Consider the following 17,542-nt stretch of genomic DNA (forward strand, 5'->3'; position numbering starts at 1 on the left):
GCTCGTCGATACTCTCTCCAAAGCCGGTCACCCGGCGCTTGAAGACCGATATGGAGAGCCCATGAGCAAGATTCTGACCACCGCCAGCGGTGCCCCTGTAGCCGACAACCAGAATTCCCGTTCCGCCGGCCCCCGTGGTCCGCTGTTGCTCGACGACTTCCACCTGATCGAGAAACTTGCTCATTTCAACCGGGAGAACATCCCGGAGCGGCGCGTACACGCCAAGGGTTCGGGCGCCTACGGCACCTTTACCGTTACCCGCGATATTACTGGTTACACCAGTGCCAAGCTGTTTGAACAAGTCGGCAAGCAGACCGAGACTTTCCTGCGCTTTTCCACCGTAGGTGGTGAGCGTGGCTCTGCCGATACCGAGCGCGATCCGCGTGGCTTTGCCGTGAAGTTCTACACCGAGGAAGGCAACTGGGACATCGTGGGCAACAATACGCCGGTGTTTTTCATCCGCGACCCGCTGAAGTTCCCCGACTTCATCCACACGCAGAAGCGCCACCCGCAGACCAACCTGAAAAATGCGCAAATGATGTGGGACTTCTGGTCGCACTCCCCCGAGGCACTGCACCAGGTCACCATCCTGTTCTCTGACCGCGGCATTCCGGATGGTTATCGCCACATGCATGGCTTTGGCAGCCATACCTACAGCCTGATCAATGCCGCGGGGCAACGTACCTGGGTCAAATGGCATTTCAAGACCCAGCAAGGGATCAAGAACCTGGCTCCGGCAGATGCCGCACGCCTGGCCGGTACTGATCCGGATTACGCCCAGCGCGATCTCTACGAGGCCATCGAGCGCGGCGATTACCCGCGTTGGACGGTATGTATCCAGGTGATGAGCGAAGCCGAGGCTGCCAGACGTGAAGAGAACCCCTTCGATGTGACCAAGACCTGGTCGCAAAAGGACTATCCGCTGATCGAGGTGGGTGTGCTTGAACTCAACCGCAACCCGCTGAACTACTTCGCCGAAGTCGAGCAGGCTGCCTTTGGCCCAAGCAACATGGTGCCGGGTGTTGGTCTGTCGCCGGACCGCATGCTGCAAGGTCGTGTATTCGCCTACGCTGATGCGCACCGCTACCGAGTGGGTACCAACCATCAGCAATTGCCGGTGAACGCGCCGCGTTGCCCGGTCAACAGCTATCAGCGCGATGGCTCGATGGCGACCGGCAACTACGGTAGCGCGCCGAACTATGAGCCCAACAGCTACAGCGAGGCGCCAAAGCAATCGCCACGGCATGCTGAGCCAGCCCTGGCTCTGGAAGGGGCGGCCGGCCGCTACGACCACCGTGAGGACAGCGATTACTACAGCCACGCCGGTGCTCTGTTCCGTCTCATGGACGATGAACAGAAAGCCCTGCTGATCAACAACATCGCCGGGGCCATGGCCGGGGTAAGCCGGGACGTGATCCAGCGCCAGCTGCAGTACTTCTTCAAGGCCGATCCGGCCTACGGTGAAGGAGTGGCCAAGGCTCTGGGCATCGAGCTTGCCTGAGTCGAAGTGATAAGAAGAACCGCCCTCATTTGGGCGGTTTTTCAATGAATATCACTACTGTTTAGCCGTTTTTTTGCTTGTTATTGCGCATTTCTCAGTGACCGCAGGCAAAAGCTGGTTCACACTATGTGGCATAGACGTTTTCACATGGAGAAACAGGGCGATGCAAGGCCACCCGGACGTAATCAACTATCTCGTCACGCTGTTGAAGGGCGAACTGGCTGCGCGCGACCAGTACTTCATTCACTCGCGTATGTACGAAGATTGGGGCCTGTCCAAGCTCTACGAGCGCATCAATCACGAGATGGAAGAAGAGACGCAACATGCCGACGCCCTGATGCGGCGTATCCTCATGCTCGAAGGCACACCGGACATGCGCGCGGACGATCTGGAGGTAGGCAGCACCGTACCGGAAATGATCGAGGCGGATCTCAAGCTCGAGTACAAGGTGCGCGCCGCGCTGTGCAAAGGCATCGAACTGTGCGAGTTGCACAAGGATTACGTCAGCCGCGACATCCTGCGCGCGCAGTTGGCCGATACCGAAGAAGATCACACCTACTGGCTGGAAAAGCAGCAGGGGTTGATCAAAGCCATTGGCCTCGAGAACTACCTGCAGTCGCAGATGTAATATTCCGGGGGCGCCGCGCGCCCCCGGTTCCCTCAAGCCCGATCCCGCTCCAGAAGCGGTTTCAGGTAATGCCCGGTATAGGACTGCTTCATTTCGCTCAGTTCTTCCGGCGTACCGCAGGCAATGATCTGCCCGCCTTTCGAACCTCCCTCTGGTCCCAGGTCCACCAGCCAGTCCGCAGTCTTGATCACGTCCAGGTTGTGCTCGATCACCACCACGGTATTGCCGTGGTCGCGCAGGCGATGGAGCACGTCCAGCAACTGCTGGATATCGGCAAAATGCAGGCCCGTGGTCGGCTCGTCGAGGATGTAGAGGGTCTTGCCGGTGTCACGCTTGGACAGCTCGCGCGACAGTTTCACCCGCTGTGCCTCGCCACCCGACAGCGTAGTCGCCGACTGCCCCAGCTTGATGTAGGACAACCCCACGTCCATCAAGGTCTGCAGCTTGCGCGCCAGCGCCGGAACTGCGTCGAAGAACTCGCGTGCATCCTCGATGGTCATTTCCAGCACTTCGTGGATGTTCTTGCCCTTGTACTTGATTTCCAGCGTTTCGCGGTTGTATCGCTTGCTCTTGCACACGTCGCAGGGCACGTAGATGTCCGGCAGGAAGTGCATCTCCACCTTGATCAGGCCGTCGCCCTGGCAGGCTTCGCAACGGCCGCCCTTGACGTTGAACGAGAAACGTCCGGGGCCATAACCGCGTGAGCGCGATTCCGGAACGCCAGCGAACAACTCGCGGATAGGCGTGAAAATGCCGGTGTAGGTTGCCGGGTTCGAACGTGGGGTACGGCCAATCGGGCTCTGGTCGATATCTACTACCTTGTCCAGGTGTTGCAGGCCATCCATGCTGCTGTGCGGCGCAGCCTCCAGGCTGCTCGCGCCATTCAGGGCGGTGGCGGCCAGTGGGAACAAGGTATTGTTGATGAGCGTCGACTTGCCCGAGCCGGATACCCCGGTCACGCAGGTCAGCAAGCCGATCGGGATTTCCAGGTCGACGTTCTGCAGGTTGTTGCCACGTGCGCCCTTGAGCTTGAGTTGCAGCTTCTTGTTGCGCGGCGTGCGCTTGGCCGGCACGACGATCTTCTTGCGCCCGGACAGGTACTTGCCAGTCAGCGAGTCGGGGTGAGCCATGACATCCTGCGGCGTGCCTTCGGCGACGATCTTGCCGCCATGCACGCCGGCGCCCGGGCCGATGTCCACGACGTAGTCGGCCAGGCGGATGGCGTCCTCGTCGTGTTCCACCACGATCACCGTGTTGCCGAGGTCGCGCAGGTGGTTGAGTGTGGCCAGCAGGCGGTCGTTGTCACGTTGATGAAGGCCGATGGACGGCTCATCAAGGATATACATCACCCCTACCAGGCCGGCGCCGATCTGGCTGGCCAGGCGAATACGCTGTGCCTCGCCACCAGAGAGGGTGTCGGCGCTGCGGTCGAGGGTGAGATAGTCGAGGCCCACGTTGACCAGGAACTGCAGGCGTTCGCAGATTTCCTTGAGGATCTTCGCGGCGATTTCGCCACGGCGACCGGTCAGGGTCAGGTCGCCGAAGTAGTTGCTGGCTTCACCGATCGGCAGGTTGGTCACCGCCGGCAGGGTCTTTTCGCCCACCCAAACATGGCGCGCTTCGCGGCGCAGGCGAGTGCCGCGGCAATCCGGGCAGGGCTGGGTGCCGAGGAACTTGGCCAGCTCTTCACGCACGGTAGCCGACTCGGTTTCGCGATAGCGCCGTTCGAGGTTTGGCACGATGCCTTCGAAGGGGTGCGAGCGCTTGACGATATCACCCCGGTCGTTGAGGTACTTGAAGTCGACACTCTGCTTGCCACTGCCCTGCAGAATTACCTTCTGGTGTTCGGCCGAGAGCTCGCCGAACGGCTCCTCCAGGCTGAAGCCATAATGCGCGGCCAGCGAGCCCAGCATCTGGAAGTAGTAAACGTTGCGCCGGTCCCAGCCGCGGATCGCGCCTTCGGCCAGGGTGAGCTCGGCGTTGACCAGGCGCTTGGTGTCGAAGAACTGCTTGACCCCCAGGCCATCACAGGTCGGGCAGGCGCCTGCAGGGTTGTTGAAGGAGAACAGCTTCGGTTCCAGCTCGCTGATGGCATGGCCGCAGACCGGGCAGGCGAAGCGTGCGGAGAAAATGATTTCTTCGCCAGGTTCGTCATCCATCGGCGCCACGAGGGCGATGCCATCGGCCAGCTTGAGTGCAGTCTCGAACGACTCGGCCAGGCGTTGCTGCAGGTCGCTGCGCACCTTGAAGCGGTCGACTACCACGTCGATGCTGTGCTTCTTCTGCTTGTCCAGCTTGGGAAGCTCATCGAGTTCGTAGAGCTTGCCGTTGACCCGTGCCCGGACGAAGCCCTGGGCGCGCAGTTCGTCGAACACCGCCAGATGCTCGCCCTTGCGCTCACGCACCACCGGGGCCAGCAGCATCAGCTTGCTGCCTTCCGGGCGCTCCAGCACCAAGTCGACCATCTGGCTGATCGTTTGCGCCTCCAGCGGGATATCGTGGTCCGGGCAGCGTGGGGTCCCGACGCGGGCATACAACAGACGCAGGTAGTCGTAGATTTCGGTGATGGTGCCGACCGTGGAACGGGGGTTGTGCGAGGTCGACTTCTGCTCGATGGAAATGGCCGGCGACAGGCCTTCGATGGTGTCGACGTCGGGCTTTTCCATCATCGACAGGAACTGCCGGGCATAGGCCGACAGCGATTCCACATAGCGACGCTGGCCTTCGGCGTAGAGGGTGTCGAATGCCAGGGATGACTTGCCCGAACCGGACAGGCCGGTGATCACGATCAGCTTGTCCCGGGGCAGGGTCAGGTCAATGTTCTTCAGGTTGTGGGTGCGTGCCCCACGAATCAGGATCTTGTCCACTGCGGCCTCGCTCGGCGGGCATAAACAAGGAAGTATACGGCGCGCTGCCAGTACGCGGCAAAGCGTCGCGTAGATGCCGTCAAGCTGTCGGACTGATAGAATCGCCGCCGGTTCACACGAGATTAATCCATGCACGACACCCACAACGAACGCATGAGTGGCGGCGAAACCCGCGCCGCTGGCGGCCTGGCCCTGGTCTTTGCCTTTCGTATGCTGGGCATGTTCATGGTCTTGCCGGTGCTGGCCACCTACGGCATGGACCTGGCCGGTGCCACACCTGCATTGATCGGCCTGGCCATTGGTGCCTATGGCCTCACCCAGGCCGTATTGCAGATTCCGTTCGGCATGATTTCCGACCGCATCGGCCGCCGGCCGGTGATTTACCTGGGGTTGGTCATCTTTGCCCTGGGTAGTGTCCTGGCGGCCCAGGCCGACTCCATCTGGGGGGTGATCGCCGGACGTATCCTGCAGGGCGCCGGGGCGATTTCCGCTGCGGTCATGGCACTGCTGTCCGACCTTACCCGCGAGCAACACCGAACCAAGGCCATGGCCATGATCGGCATGAGCATCGGCCTGTCGTTTGCCGTTGCCATGGTCGTCGGCCCGTTACTGACAAGTGCCTTTGGCTTGTCAGGATTATTCCTGGCCACGGCAGGACTTGCCTTGGTGGGTATCCTGCTGATCGCCTTTGTCGTGCCCAACACCCACAGCATCCTGCAGCACCGCGAGTCGGGGGTGGCTCGCCAGGCGATCGGCCCGACCCTGCGCCATCCGGACCTGCTGCGCCTGGACGCCAGCATTTTCATCCTGCATGCCATCCTCATGGCCAGCTTCGTCGCGCTGCCCCTTGCCTTCGTCGAGCGCGGCGGCCTGCCGAAGGAGCAGCACTGGTGGGTGTACCTGACCGCGCTGTTCATCTCATTTTTTGCAATGGTCCCGTTCATCATCTATGGCGAAAAAAAGCGCAAGATGAAGCGCGTGCTGGCCGGTGCGGTGAGTGTCCTGCTGCTGACGGAGATATACTTCTGGGAGTGGGCTGACGGTTTGCGCGGACTGGTGGTTGGCACCGTGGTATTCTTTACTGCATTCAACCTGCTGGAGGCATCGCTGCCTTCGCTGGTGAGCAAGGTGTCGCCTGCAGGTGGCAAGGGAACGGCAATGGGGGTTTACTCCACCAGCCAGTTCCTCGGTGCCGCGCTGGGAGGAATCCTAGGTGGCTGGTTGTTCCAGCACGGCGGGCTGAACACGGTGTTCCTCGGTTGTGCGGTACTGTGTGCCATCTGGTTGCTCGTCGCCTTGCGCATGAACGAGCCACCTTATGTGACCAGCCTGCGCATGCCGCTGACGCCAGAGGCAGTCCGGGAAGCCGGCCTGACCGAACGTCTGATGGCCGTACCGGGCGTGACCGACGCCGTCGTGGTGGCAGAAGAAGCCGCCATCTATATCAAACTGGATACGAAAATTTTGGACCGTACGACCCTCGAGCGCCTGGTGAACCCGGCCTCTTCGGCGTGCGAAGCCTAGGAGAACGTTATGGCCCGTGGGGTTAACAAAGTCATTCTGGTCGGCACCTGTGGCCAGGATCCCGAAGTCCGCTACCTGCCCAACGGTAACGCCGTGACCAACCTGAGCCTGGCTACCAGCGAGCAGTGGACCGACAAGCAGTCGGGCCAGAAGGTCGAGCGTACCGAGTGGCACCGCGTGTCGCTGTTCGGCAAGGTTGCCGAAATCGCCGGCGAGTACCTGCGCAAGGGTTCGCAGTGCTACATCGAAGGCAAGCTGCAGACCCGCGAGTGGGAAAAAGACGGTATCAAGCGCTACACTACCGAGATCATCGTCGATATCAACGGCACCATGCAGCTGCTCGGCGGGCGTCCGCAGGGCCAGCAGCAGGGCGGTGACCCGTACAATCAAGCTGGCGGCAACTATGGCGGTGGCCAGCAGCAGTACAACCAGGCCCCACGCCAGCAGGCCCCGCGCCCGCAACAGGCTCCGCAGCGCCCGGCGCCGCAGCAGCCAGCACCGCAACCGGCCGCTGACTTCGACAGCTTCGATGACGATATTCCGTTCTGATCAGAGCCGTTAAGCAGCTGGAAAGACTAAAAACCCAAGGCAGTTGCCTTGGGTTTTTTTCGAGCGAACCCGAGGCTTTAGGAAGAGCTAACCTGGAGTATCAGAGATTTCTGAAGTTCCTCTCTACTCCTGGTTGGGTAAATGACGCTGCAATGCCAATCTGGTCCGGTTCAATAAAACAACCGCGGTTCCGGCGAGTCCAGCAAACTGACCAACTTGGTCAGGGCAAACCCCAGTTCCTCGCGCTTGGGGGCCATCAAGGCAATACGGACGCCGCAGGTGGCGTGGCTGCGTTCTGGCAGGAACTGGCTGCCGCTGACGACCGTGACGCCGTTGTTGCGCGCCAGGTTGGCGAATTCGTCGCTGGTCCACGGTTCCGGTAGTTCCAGCCAGATGTGGAAGCTGTTCGGCTGGCTGCGGATCTTGTACCTGCCAAGAATTTCCCGCGCCATTTGCTGGCGCGCTGCAGCTTCGTCCTGCTGTACCCGCACCAACTGGTCGGCCATGCCGCTGTTGATCAGGTTACTGGCCAGTTGCGCCATCAACGGGGATGGCATCCAGACGCTGCTGCGTACCATCGACGATAGCCGCGAAAGGGTTTGCGGTGGGGCGTACAGGTAGCCAATACGCAGCGCCGGCAGCACACTCTTGGACAGGCTGGTGAGGTACACCGAGCGCTCGGGCGCATAGGCGGCCACTGGCTGGTAGTCCGGTGCGGGCTCGAGGAAGCCGTAGATGTCGTCATCAACGATGAACAAATCGAACTCGCGGGCGATCTCGGCGATGGCCTGGCGCCGTGCGTGGGGCATGATCGAGTTGGTCGGGTTCTGGTGGGTGGTGACGCACACCAGCAGCGACGGGCGATGCTCCAGGCAGGCTGCGCGCAATGCTTCGGGAACAAGGCCGTACTCGTCCATGGCCACGCCGCGCAGGCGGCGACCCATGCTGTGGGCCAGGGAAATTATGCCTGGGTAGCAGAAAGATTCGCACAGCACCACATCACCGCTTTTCGACAGGCTGCTGATGGCCACCAGCAGGCCGTGTTGCGCCCCTGAAGTCAGCACCACCTGCTGCCAGCGCGCCTCGGGTAGCCAGCGCTGGATCCAGGCGGCACCGGCCTGCTTGTGGGTCGCGTGGCCGCCCTCGGTAACGTAATCGAGCACTTGCCCCAGGTCTGGCGAGGCGGCCAGCTCGTTTATGGCCCCGCGCAGCCAGTCGGTCATGTGGGCATCGTTGGGCTTGATGATCGACAAGTCGATCTGGCCGCTTTCACGCTGGGCGGTTGCGGGCTTCGATGGTGCGGCCGGCACAGGGGCAGCGCCTTGCAGCTGCCGTTGCTGGAGTACGAACGTACCGCGACCGACTTCACCCACCACCAGGCCGCGCTTGGCGGCTTCGTCATAGGCGCGGCCGATGGTCCCGGGGGTCACGTTCAGGGCTTCGGCCAGGTCCTTGAGCGTCGGCAAGCGTTCGCCAGCCACCAGCCGGCCACTGCCAATGTCCTGCTCCAAGGCGTCGGCAATCATCAGGTAGACCGGCTGCGCCAGGTCGCTGTAGTGAGGAACCCACATAGAAATGGCACCAGAATCTGCGAGAACGCGGAAGCCTAGCACGAAAGGTCTGATGGAAGTAATTGTGTTTTCGTACGCGCAAATTGCACCGATTGATGCGGTTGGGGTTTGTCTGCTGCGATATTGGCTGAGCGTTCGCGAAGGCGCCCACCGCTTCTGAAGGGCAAGCGACGCTCGCCTCATCACACAGAAAACTTTTGAAATCAATAATTTGATTGAGTCGATGCAATCAGCGAATTTTGCATTTGCGGAAATGAATTGAATCGACTCAAGTTTTCTAATTACAATTATTGAGTCGATGCAATGTGTAAAGGCCTCCAGCGGCTTTCTGCGCTGCATCGCACAGCTGTGAACGGCTTCAAAAAAATACAACGTCAGCCGCCTCTGCCCGGCTTAGCACCACACCGACGGCCTCAAGCCAGCTCAACGGAATATCACTCGAAATGGAAAGCGCACACCTGCAACAAGGGGCCGAGCCTCAGACCTCATTGGAGATTCGCCTGCCCTGGGTCATCTCCAGCGCCTGGCAAACCCTGCTGAACAACACCCCGCTCGATTTCGAGACGAGCAAAGACCTTTATCCACAGCTCAAGGACCAGGCGCAGGAAGTACTGGGGAAGGCGCTGTGCCAACGGATCCGTAGCTTTGTCGAAGACCCGCACCTCACCGGCATGATCGTACGCAACTGCCCTCGCGACCGGGACATCCCGCCCACGCCTTATTCGGGAGTGCTCAGCCCACGCAGCACGCCCATTGCCTGCCTGGTCACCCTGACCATGCAGAGCCTGATGGGCATCAACCCGGTCGTGTACGAAGGGGAGAACGATGGCCGCCTTTTCCGCCATGTCATCCCGTCGCGCAATTCGTCCAGCCACAAGAGCTCCCACGGTTCGCGACTGCGATTTTCCTACCATGTGGATAACCCGGATCTGCCCCTGTCTTCAGAGCCACTCGGTAGCGCTTCCTGCTGCCCTGAGTACCTGTCGTTCTTCGGCATGCGCTGTGACCCACGCATCAGCACCACGCTGGTCAACCTCGATGCAGTGGTCCAGGCGCTGCCCGCATCGGTCGTGCGTGAGCTGTGCCTGCCGCAGTTCGAAATCCGCCGCCCGGACTCGTTTACCGGCAAACGCCGTTGCACCGCAGAGTTGCCCGTTCTGGCGCGTGGCCATGCGGGCGAATGGCTGTGCCGCTTCGACAGCGAGAACACCCACGGCCTGAACCTGCGTGCCGAGCAGGCCCTGGGCAGCCTGCGCAGCGTGCTGGAAACCCGCCGCTTCGATGAACCGCACCTGCTGCTGCCAGGCGATTTCATGATCTTCAAGAACCAGCGCGTGCTGCATGCCCGCGATGGCTTCGAGCCGCAGAACGATGGCGCCGACCGCTGGCTGTTGCGCCTGTTCGCAGTCAACGACCTGAACCGGGTGCACTTCGCCCGGGCTGACCATCTCTACGAAGTTCTTTCCTGATCCCTTTTACTGACTCGATGGAAGTATTGTTATGGAACTGTTAGGCGCTTTCTGGGCGGAACACTGGTTACTGGCCATCCTCATGCTCGGCGCAATCGCCTTCGTCGCGGGCTTCGTCGACAGCATCGCCGGGGGCGGCGGGTTGTTCCTGGTGCCGGGCTTTCTGTTGGTCGGCATGCCACCGCAAGTGGCCCTCGGCCAGGAAAAACTGGTGAGTACCCTCGGCACGCTGGCTGCTATCCGCAACTTCCTGGCCAACAGCAGGATGGTCTGGCAGGTGGCGCTGGTCGGCGTCCCGTTCTCGCTGCTCGGAGCCTACCTGGGGGCGCACCTGATCGTGTCGATCTCCCAGGAAACTGTAGGCAAGATCATCCTGGCGCTGATTCCCTTCGGCATCCTCATCTTCCTCACACCGAAGGATCGCCCAGTCGAGGAGCGCGAGCTGTCATCGCGCATGCTGTTCACCGTGGTCCCGCTGACCTGCCTGGCCATCGGCTTCTACGACGGTTTCTTCGGTCCTGGAACCGGCAGCATGTTCATCATCGCCTTCCATTACCTGCTGCGCATGGACCTGGTCTCCAGCTCGGCCAACTCCAAGACCTTCAACTTTGCATCCAACATCGGCGCCCTGGTGGCCTTCATCATGGCCGGCAAGGTCGTCTACCTGCTGGCGTTGCCGCTGGTGGCCTGCAACATCCTCGGCAACCACCTGGGCAGCGCCCTGGCCCTGCGCAAGGGCAACGAAGTGGTGCGCAAGGTGCTGGTGTTCTCGATGCTCTGCCTGTTCACCAGCCTGGGCGTGAAGTACCTGGCCTGACCCCGTCCATAGGAGACAATTGATGAAAACCGCATTCGTAACCGGCGCGTCCGCAGGCTTTGGTCGTGCCATCTGCCGCACTCTGGTTGGCAAGGGCTATCGCGTGATCGGCGGTGCCCGGCGCATGGATAAACTGCAGTCGCTGGAAGCCGAACTGGGGGTCAACTTCATCCCGCTGGCGCTGGACGTAACCGACCCTGCCTCGATCGCTGCGGCGATGGCGCAGATCCAGGACGCATCGCTGCACATCGACCTGCTGGTCAACAATGCCGGGCTGGCGCTGGGCGTAGACCGCGCCCAGGCCAGCAGTGCGGAAAACTGGCAGCGCATGATCGACACCAACATCACCGGCCTGGCCATGGTGACGCACAAGATACTGCCGCAGATGGTCGAAGCCGACAGCGGCATGATCATCAACATCGGTTCCATTGCCGGCACCTATCCCTACCCGGGCGGTAACGTCTATGGCGCCAGCAAGGCCTTCGTCCGTCAGTTCAGTCTCAACCTGCGTGCCGACCTGGCCGGTACCCGGGTGCGGGTGAGCAACATCGAGCCGGGGCTGTGCTCGGGCACTGATTTCTCGGTGGTGCGCCTCAATGGCGACCTGGAGGCCGTGCAGGCCCTGTACCGTGACGTACAGGCCATTCTGCCCGAGGACATTGCCGCCACGGTGGCCTGGATTGCCGAGCAGCCGGGGCATGTGAACATCAATACCATCGAGATCATGCCCGTGGCCCAGAGCAGTGCCGCGCTGAATGTGGTGCGCAACCTGCCGCGCTGTTGATCAGCCAGTGGTGGAAGGCATCGGCAAGGTCAGCAAACGAGGCCGCAACTGACCCAGGTCATCGCACGTTCCCGATTCTTGGCTAGTCTTACCTGTTGGCGGCCATCAACTGGCCGCCACCGTGACTACCAAGAGGCGCCGGCCATGTTCCGTGCGTCCACCACCTGATCAGGAGTGCACGATGGACCTGAACCGTCGGCAATTCTTCAAGGTCGCCGCCGTCGGCCTTGGAGGCTCGAGCCTTGCGGCGTTGGGCATGGCCCCGACACCCGCATTCGCCGAGCAGGTGCGTCATTTCAAGCTGGCGCATACCAAGGAAACCCGCAACACCTGCCCCTACTGCTCGGTCGGCTGTGGCCTGATCATGTACAGCCAGGGCGATGCGGGCAAGAACGTCAAACAGAACATCATCCATATCGAAGGTGACGCCGACCACCCGGTCAACCGCGGCACTCTCTGCCCGAAAGGCGCCGGCTTGCTGGACTTCATCCACAGCCCGAGCCGTCTGCAGTACCCCGAGGTACGCAAACCGGGCAGCAAGGAGTGGGTACGGGTCAGCTGGGACGAGGCGCTCGACCGCGTCGCCGAGCTGATGAAGCAGGACCGCGACGCCAACTTCATCGAGAAGAACGCCCAGGGGCAAACGGTAAACCGCTGGCTCACCACCGGTTTTCTCGCTGCTTCAGCCGCCTCCAGCGAGGCCGGCTACCTGACCCACAAGGTCATCCGCGCAACAGGCATGCTGGGGTTCGATAACCAGGCACGTGTCTGACACGGCCCGACGGTGGCAAGTCTTGCCCCGACGTACGGCCGTGGCGCCATGACCAACCACTGGTCCGATATCGCCAACGCGAATCTGGTCCTGGTGATGGGTGGCAACGCAGCAGAAGCGCATCCGTGCGGCTTCAAGTGGGTGACCGAGGCCAAGGCGCACAACAAGGCGCGGCTGATCGTGGTCGACCCGCGCTTTACCCGTACCGCTTCGGTGGCGGACTACTACGCGCCGATCCGCACCGGTACCGACATCGCCTTCATGGGCGGGCTGATCAATTACCTGCTGAGCAACGACAAGATCCAGCACGAGTACGTGCGTAACTACACCGACGTGTCGTTCATCGTCAAAGAGAACTATGGCTTCGAGGATGGCCTGTTCAGCGGTTACGACGAGGCCAAGCGGGTGTACGCCGACAAGTCCGGCTGGGGCTACGAGCTGGGTGAGGACGGTTTTGCCAAGGTCGACCCGACCCTGCAGCACCCGCGTTGCGTGTTCCAGCTGATGAAGCAGCACTACAGCCGCTACACCCCGGAACTGGCCAGCATGACCTGTGGCATGCCGCAGGACGCCATGCTGAAAATCTGGGAAGAGATCGCCACCTGCTCGGTACCGGGCAAGACCATGACGATCCTCTATGCGCTGGGCTGGACGCAGCACTCGATCGGCGCGCAGATCATCCGCAGCGCGGCCATGGTCCAGTTGCTGCTGGGCAACGTCGGCATGCCGGGTGGAGGGGTCAATGCCTTGCGCGGGCACTCCAACATCCAGGGTCTGACCGACCTCGGGCTGTTGTCCAACTCGCTGCCGGGTTATCTGACCTTGCCCGGCGATGCCGAACAGGACTACGTCGCCTACATCGACAAGCGTGCCTCCAAGCCGTTGCGCCCGGGCCAGCTTTCGTACTGGCAGAACTACGGCAAGTTCCACGTCAGCCTGATGAAGGCCTGGTATGGCGCCAACGCCACGGCAGAGAACAACTGGGGCTACGACTGGCTGCCCAAGCTCGACGTGCCGGCTTACGACGTGCTGCGCATGTTCGAAATGATGGGCCAGGGCAAGGTCAACGGTTACATGTGCCAGGGCTTCAACCCGATTGCCGCGCTGCCGGACAAGAACCGTGTAACTGCGGCCCTCGGCAAGCTCAAGTGGCTGGTGATCATGGACCCGCTGGCCACCGAGACCTCGGAGTTCTGGCGCAATGCCGGGCCGTTCAACGACGTCGACACGGCCAACATCCAGACCGAAGTGATCCGCCTGCCCACCACCTGCTTCGCCGAGGAAGACGGTTCGCTGGTCAACAGCAGCCGCTGGCTGCAGTGGCACTGGAAAGGCGCCGACGGCCCGGGCGAGACCCGCACCGACGTGCACATCATGAGCGAGCTGTTCCTGCGCCTGCGCCAACGCTACCAGGCCGAGGGCGGCGCCTACCCGGACGCGCTGATGAACATCAGCTGGCCATACAAGATTCCCGAAGAGCCATCCCCGGAGGAACTGGCCAGGGAAATGAACGGCTGGGCAGTAACCGACGTCACCGACCCGACCGGCGCAGTGATCAAGGCCGGCCAGCAACTGGCGGGCTTCGGCCAACTGAAGGACGACGGCAGCACCGCGTCCGGCTGCTGGATCTTCGCCGGCTGCTGGACCGAGCAGGGCAACCAGATGGCCCGTCGCGACAACAGCGACCCGTACGGCATGCACCAGGTGCAGAACTGGGCCTGGGCCTGGCCGGCCAACCGCCGCATCCTCTACAACCGTGCCTCCAGCGACCCGCAAGGCAAGCCGTGGGACGCCGAGAACAAGCGCCTGATATGGTGGAACGGCAAGGCCTGGACCGGCACCGACGTGCCCGACTTCAAGGTCGACTCGCCACCGGAAGCGGGGATGAACCCGTTCATCATGAACCCCGAGGGCGTGGCGCGCTTCTTCGCCATCGACAAGATGGCCGAAGGGCCGTTCCCCGAGCACTACGAGCCGTTCGAGACGCCGATTGGTATCAACCCGCTGCACCCGCAGAACAAGAAGGCCACCAGCAACCCGGCCGGGCGTATCTTCGATTCGGTGTGGGACACCCTCGGCAAGCACGAGGAGTTCCCGTATGCGGCGACCACCTACCGGCTGACCGAGCACTTCCACTTCTGGAGCAAGCATTGCCGGCTCAACGCCATCGCTCAGCCCGAGCAGTTCGTCGAGATCGGCGAGGTGCTGGCCAACGAGAAGGGCATCAAGGCTGGCGACCGGGTGCGGGTGTCGAGCAAGCGCGGGCATATCGAGGCGGTGGCGGTGGTGACCAAGCGGATTCGCCCGCTCAAGGTCAACAACCAGACCGTGCACCAGATCGGCATTCCGCTGCACTGGGGCTTCACCGGGGCTACGCGGCATGGCTACCTGACCAACACCCTGGTGCCGTTCCTCGGTGACGGCAACACCCAGACGCCGGAGTCCAAGTCGTTCCTCGTCAAAGTGGAGAAACTCTGATGGCCAGCCAAGACATCATCGCCCGCTCGGCCACCACCACCGTACCGCCTTCGGTACGCCAGCAGCAGGAAGTCGCCAAGCTGATCGACACCACCAAGTGCATCGGCTGCAAGGCCTGCCAAGTGGCGTGTTCCGAGTGGAACGAGCTGCGTGACGAGGTCGGCCACAACCACGGCACCTACGACAACCCCCAGGACCTCACTGCCGAGACCTGGACCCTGATGCGCTTCACCGAGCACGAGCGCGACGACGGCAACCTGGAGTGGCTGATCCGCAAGGACGGCTGCATGCATTGCGCCGAGCCAGGGTGCCTGAAGGCCTGCCCGAGCCCAGGCGCCATCATCAAGCACGCCAACGGCATCGTCGACTTCAATCAGGACCACTGCATCGGCTGCGGCTACTGCATCACTGGCTGCCCGTTCAACATCCCGCGGATCTCGCAGAAGGACCACAAGGCGTACAAGTGCACCCTGTGTTCCGACCGTGTGACCGTGGGCCTGGAGCCGGCCTGCGTGAAAACCTGCCCGACCGGGGCGATCGTGTTCGGCAGCAAGGACGAGATGAAGGTGCATGCCGCAGAGCGCATCGTCGACCTGAAGTCGCGGGGCTACGACAAGGCCGGGTTGTATGACCCGGACGGCGTCGGCGGTACCCATGTGATGTATGTGCTGCACCATGCCGATACGCCGAAGCTGTATGCCGGCCTGCCGGACCAGCCGGTGATCAGCCCCCTGGTCGGGCTGTGGAAGGGCATTACCAAGCCGCTGGCGCTGCTGGCCATGGGCGCGGCTGTGCTGGCAGGGTTCTTCCACTATGTGCGGGTCGGGCCGCAGCGCGTGGCGGAGGACGAGCACCCGCTACCGCCCGACGAAAGCGTGCATCAGGTCGACCCGTCGGTGCATGTCTATGACCCGAACAGGCCGGCTGGCCAGGAGGAGCAGCGACCATGAACGACAACAAACCCATCCTGCGCTACAACGCCAACGAGCGCAGCAACCACTGGGTCGTCGCTATCCTGTTCATCCTCGCCGGGCTGTCCGGGCTGGCGCTGTTCCATCCGGCACTGTTCTGGCTCAGCCATCTGTTCGGTGGCGGGCCATGGACGCGTATCCTGCACCCGTTCCTGGGCGTGGCCATGTTCGTGTTCTTCCTTGGTCTGGTGCTGCGTTTCTGGCGCGCGAACTTCATTACCGCCAACGATCGCCTATGGCTGCGTCGGATCGATCGGGTGATGTTGAACAGCGAGGAGGGGGTACCGCCGATCGGCAAGTACAACGCGGGCCAGAAGCTGCTGTTCTGGACCTTGCTGGTGTGCATGCTGGTGCTGTTGGTCAGCGGCGTGGTGATCTGGCGTGCCTGGTTCAGCCAGTACTTCGACATAGGCGCCATTCGCCTGGCCACCTTGCTCCATGCCCTGGCGGCCTTCGTGTTGATCCTCGGCATCATCGTGCATATCTACGCCGGCATCTGGATCAAGGGCTCGGTCGGCGCCATGCTGCATGGCCGGGTCAGCCGCGCCTGGGCGCGCAAGCACCATGAGTTGTGGTATCGCGAAGTGACCGGTGACAAGACCCCGGGCAATCACGGACGGAAAGAAGGATGAGCGCTTGAGCACGATACTCGAACCCGGGCAGATCGAAGCATCGGCGGTGATGCCGCCGTTTTTGCATCTGCCTCCTGCCAACCTGTTCGAGCTGCGCGCCGCGCGCCTGGAACAGCTGGCCGAAGGCAATGCCCTTGGCGATTACCTGAAACTGGCGGCCCGGTTGTGTCGCATTCAGCAGCAGCTTGTGGATAACCCGCCCGGTGATATGCCGGTGGCCGAGCAGCGTCAGCGCTTGTGCACAAGTCATGGCTTGCCGCCGCTGGCGGCTGACAGCCTGGTACGCGAAGGGCCGTGGTTGGCCTGGTTGCACGCCTTGCTTGGGTACCTCGACGCTGACACCAGCGGTCCGTTGGGGGAGGCGCTGCAAGCCCTGCGTGGCAGTGGCGACGATCAACGCAAGGGCTGGGGCATCGCCTTGCTTGCTGGCCAGTACGATGCCGTGCCTGCGGCGTTGGTGCCATTCCTCGGCGCCGCGTTGCAGGCAGCCTGGGCCAGCTGGTTGCTGGCGCTACCCGCGCCAGAGCTCAAACCCGCCGGCAGCCTGGCCCAGTGCCCGGCCTGTGGTTCGCCGGCAATGGCCGGGGTGGTGCGCAACCGCGGCAAGCACAATGGCCTGCGCTACCTGGCCTGTTCGCTGTGTGCATGTGAATGGCATGTGGTGCGGGTCAAGTGCGTGTATTGCGAGTCGAGCAAGGATTTGCGCTACACCAGCCTCGACGACGATCGCCATGCTCCGGGCAAGGCGCCGTTGCGGGCCGAGTGCTGCCCCGCGTGCAAAAGCTACCTGAAGCACAACTACCTGGAAAACGATGCGGCCGCCGAGCCCCTGGCCGATGACCTGGCCAGCCTGGCGCTGGATATGCGCCTGGATGAGGAGGGCTTCCATCGCCTGGCCCCCAACCTGATGCTCGCACCCGGGTAGTGGGTGAGGGTCTACACTGCAATACCGAGTCGCCTTCTTCGCGGGTGAACCCGC

The 17,542-nt window shown here is 62.2% G+C and carries 13 protein-coding genes; 11 read left to right on the forward strand and 2 right to left on the reverse strand.

Annotated elements, in window-relative coordinates; translation table 11 throughout:
• Positions 1 to 61 precede the first annotated feature (61 nt).
• Both B4L76_RS23620 and bfr read left to right on the forward strand, forming a co-directional pair.
• Entirely contained in the window at positions 62 to 1,501 is a 1,440-nt protein-coding gene (locus B4L76_RS23620) for a catalase (RefSeq protein ID WP_296235457.1), read from the forward strand.
• A 163-nt stretch (positions 1,502 to 1,664) separates the two neighbouring features.
• The gene (bfr, locus tag B4L76_RS23625; protein WP_084857331.1) at positions 1,665 to 2,129 is read left to right on the forward strand and encodes a bacterioferritin; all 465 of its coding nucleotides are present in this window, start codon (positions 1,665 to 1,667) and stop codon (positions 2,127 to 2,129) included.
• Positions 2,130 to 2,161: 32 nt separating this feature from the next.
• Here the strand turns inward: bfr and uvrA are convergent, their stop codons facing one another.
• Positions 2,162 to 4,996, reverse strand: a complete 2,835-nt coding sequence (uvrA, locus tag B4L76_RS23630; RefSeq protein WP_296235458.1) for an excinuclease ABC subunit UvrA — start codon at positions 4,994 to 4,996, stop codon at positions 2,162 to 2,164.
• Positions 4,997 to 5,125: 129 nt separating this feature from the next.
• On the opposite strand from uvrA, the gene B4L76_RS23635 reads away from it, so the two are divergent.
• On the forward strand, positions 5,126 to 6,520 hold the full coding sequence (locus B4L76_RS23635) for an MFS transporter (protein ID WP_296235459.1): 1,395 nt from the start codon (positions 5,126 to 5,128) through the stop codon (positions 6,518 to 6,520).
• A gap of 9 nt (positions 6,521 to 6,529) precedes the next feature.
• Positions 6,530 to 7,069, forward strand: a complete 540-nt coding sequence (locus B4L76_RS23640; RefSeq protein WP_170027998.1) for a single-stranded DNA-binding protein — start codon at positions 6,530 to 6,532, stop codon at positions 7,067 to 7,069.
• Between the two features lie 170 nt (positions 7,070 to 7,239).
• Here B4L76_RS23640 and B4L76_RS23645 read toward each other — a convergent pair whose 3' ends face one another.
• Entirely contained in the window at positions 7,240 to 8,640 is a 1,401-nt protein-coding gene (locus B4L76_RS23645; RefSeq protein WP_296235460.1) for a PLP-dependent aminotransferase family protein, read from the reverse strand.
• A gap of 443 nt (positions 8,641 to 9,083) precedes the next feature.
• Here B4L76_RS23645 and B4L76_RS23650 point away from each other — a divergent pair, with 443 nt between their 5' ends.
• From B4L76_RS23650 to fdhE, 7 genes are all read left to right on the forward strand, one after another.
• Entirely contained in the window at positions 9,084 to 10,109 is a 1,026-nt protein-coding gene (locus B4L76_RS23650) for a TauD/TfdA family dioxygenase (RefSeq protein WP_296235461.1), read from the forward strand.
• Between the two features lie 31 nt (positions 10,110 to 10,140).
• Positions 10,141 to 10,926, forward strand: a complete 786-nt coding sequence (locus B4L76_RS23655; RefSeq protein WP_296235462.1) for a sulfite exporter TauE/SafE family protein — start codon at positions 10,141 to 10,143, stop codon at positions 10,924 to 10,926.
• Between the two features lie 22 nt (positions 10,927 to 10,948).
• The gene (locus B4L76_RS23660) at positions 10,949 to 11,710 is read left to right on the forward strand and encodes an SDR family NAD(P)-dependent oxidoreductase (RefSeq protein ID WP_296235463.1); all 762 of its coding nucleotides are present in this window, start codon (positions 10,949 to 10,951) and stop codon (positions 11,708 to 11,710) included.
• A 181-nt stretch (positions 11,711 to 11,891) separates the two neighbouring features.
• Positions 11,892 to 14,960 carry a formate dehydrogenase-N subunit alpha gene (fdnG, locus tag B4L76_RS23665; RefSeq protein ID WP_296235464.1) on the forward strand — a complete coding sequence of 1,023 codons (3,069 nt, stop codon included), beginning with the start codon at positions 11,892 to 11,894 and terminating at the stop codon, positions 14,958 to 14,960.
• The gene (gene fdxH, locus B4L76_RS23670; protein ID WP_296235465.1) at positions 14,960 to 15,910 is read left to right on the forward strand and encodes a formate dehydrogenase subunit beta; all 951 of its coding nucleotides are present in this window, start codon (positions 14,960 to 14,962) and stop codon (positions 15,908 to 15,910) included. Before fdnG ends, fdxH begins: the two co-directional genes overlap by 1 nt.
• Entirely contained in the window at positions 15,907 to 16,563 is a 657-nt protein-coding gene (locus tag B4L76_RS23675; RefSeq protein ID WP_296235466.1) for a formate dehydrogenase subunit gamma, read from the forward strand. The genes fdxH and B4L76_RS23675 overlap by 4 nt, the downstream gene beginning before the upstream one ends.
• Positions 16,564 to 16,567: 4 nt before the next feature.
• A complete protein-coding gene (gene fdhE, locus B4L76_RS23680; protein ID WP_296235467.1) occupies positions 16,568 to 17,488 on the forward strand; it encodes a formate dehydrogenase accessory protein FdhE in 921 nt (306 codons plus the stop codon).
• The last annotated feature ends 54 nt before the right edge of the window (positions 17,489 to 17,542 follow it).

The sequence above is a fragment of the Pseudomonas sp. UBA4617 genome, from assembly GCF_002386445.1.
In the GTDB taxonomy this organism is placed as follows: Bacteria; Pseudomonadota; Gammaproteobacteria; order Pseudomonadales; family Pseudomonadaceae; genus Aquipseudomonas.